This is a genomic window from Amycolatopsis sp. SID8362, assembly GCF_010550475.1.
GTDB classification, from domain to species: Bacteria; Actinomycetota; Actinomycetes; order Mycobacteriales; family Pseudonocardiaceae; genus Amycolatopsis; species Amycolatopsis eburnea.
Window position 1 is genome coordinate 1 of the sequence record NZ_JAAGNB010001391.1, and the last position, 1784, is coordinate 1784.

The 1784-nt window shown below is 74.6% G+C and carries 3 protein-coding genes; all 3 read right to left on the reverse strand.

Features of this window, described 5'->3' with window-relative positions; all coding sequences use genetic code 11:
- A partial coding sequence (locus G3I65_RS42670; protein WP_160701132.1) for an RNA polymerase sigma factor occupies positions 1-1030 on the reverse strand: 1030 nt, incomplete at its 3' end.
- A 1-nt stretch (position 1031) separates the two neighbouring features.
- Positions 1032-1382 (reverse strand): YciI family protein, encoded by a 351-nt coding sequence (locus G3I65_RS42675; RefSeq protein ID WP_160701133.1) that lies wholly within the window; start codon positions 1380-1382, stop codon positions 1032-1034.
- Between the two features lie 80 nt (positions 1383-1462).
- Positions 1463-1784, reverse strand: a 322-nt coding sequence (locus tag G3I65_RS42680) for a hypothetical protein (protein ID WP_160701134.1), incomplete at its 5' end; no start/stop codon positions are given.

The following is a 1784-nucleotide window of genomic DNA, read 5'->3' on the forward strand; positions in this document are numbered from 1 at the left end:
CCGGGCCGTCGCGCATCGCCACCGCCACCGCGCGGTTCAGGTCCACCACCGGAGACGGGGCCAGGCCGCGCAGGACGTCGTACAGCGCGACGATCTGCGGCCAGTCCGTGGTCGCCACGTCCGGGGCCTCGTCGTGCAGCGCCGCGATCGCCGCCTGGACGCCGTACAGGCCGGGCGGGCCGCCGGTCAGCGCGGTCTCGACCAGCGGCGTTCCCTCGTCGATCATCGCGCGGTCCCAGCGGGCTCGGTCCTGGTCGTCGAGCAGGACCAGGTCGCCGTCCGGGCCGGTGCGGGCGTCGCGGCGGGCGTGGATCAGCAGCATCAGGGCCAGCAGGCCCGCGACCTCGCGTTCGCCCGGCAGCAGGCGGCGCAGGATCCGGGCCAGCCGGATCGCTTCCTCCGCCAGGTCGAGGCGCTGCAGGTCCGGGCCCGAACTCGCCGCGTACCCCTCGGTGAAGATCGAGTAGACGACCTGGAGCACGCCCGGCAGCCGCCCCGGGAGCTCGTCGGGGTCCGGGACCCGGAACGGGATCCGGAGCGCGCGGATCCGGTTCTTCGCCCGGACGATGCGCTTCCCCATCGTCGCGCCCGGCACCAGGAACGCGCGCGCCACCTCGGTCGTGGTCAGGCCGGCGAGGCAGCGCAACGTCAGCGCCGCGCGGTCCTCCGCCGGCAGCGCCGGGTGGGCGCAGGTGAAGAACAGCTGGAGCCGCTCGTCCGGCAGGCCGCCGTCCGGCGCCGGGTCAGGAGCCGCCCGATCGGCCTCGACCTGCAGCACCGCGAGCCGGGCCGCGTAGGCCTGGTCGCGGCGCAGCCGGTCGACGGCCTTGCGGCGCGCCGTCGTCATCAGCCAGGCGCCCGGCTTCGGCGGCACGCCTTCGGCCGGCCAGTGCACCAACGCCGCTTCGATGGCCTCCGACGTCACCTCCTCGGCCAGGTCGAGGTCGCCGAACCGGCGGACGAGCGCGGCCAGCAGCAGGCCGCGCTCCTCCCGGAACACCGCTTCGACCGCCGCGGCCCCGTCCCCCACGTCAGTCCTCGAACGTCGCGACCGGGCGCACCACCATCGACCCGCCGTCACGCGCGCCCGGGCAGCGCGCCGCCCAGTCGAGGGCGACGTCGAGGTCGGGCACGTCGATGACGTAGTACCCGCCGAGCACCTCCCGCGACTCGGCGAACGGGCCGTCGGTGACGACCCGCTCCCCGCGGTCGTCGACCCGGACCGTGGTCGCCGTGGTCAGGTCGGCCAGCGAGTGGCCGGTGACGAAGATGCCGGCGTCCTTCACCGACTTGTCGTAGACCTGCCAGTCCTCGAACGTGCACTGCGAGACGGCCTCGCCGTCGGCGTTCGTCGCGGCGTTGATCAGCAGCATGTACTTCACGGTGTCCTCCGGTGTCTCGGTTGCCGTACGCGAGCACTACGAACGGCGACCGGCCCCTTGGACACACCTTCGCAGAAATTTCAGGATCGCGTCACGGCGCCGCTGACCAGCACCGTCACCAGCTCCCCGCCGGCCGTGAAGGACGCGCTGACGACGTCGTCGCGCCCCTCGGTCACGCGGCCGCCCGCGTCCAAGAGCTCGAACCGCGCCGCCCCCGACAGCGCGAACCTGGGTGCGCGGGGGTCGGCGGCCACGAACACTTCGGTGTCGAAGTCGCGCGACCACAACGGCCGTCCGGTGCCGTCGACGGCCCGCATCGCCGTGCGCCGCGCGCCCCCCTCGCGCACGGTGTGCTCCACGAGCACCGCGCCGCCCGCGCCGAACACGCATTCGGGCGCCCCG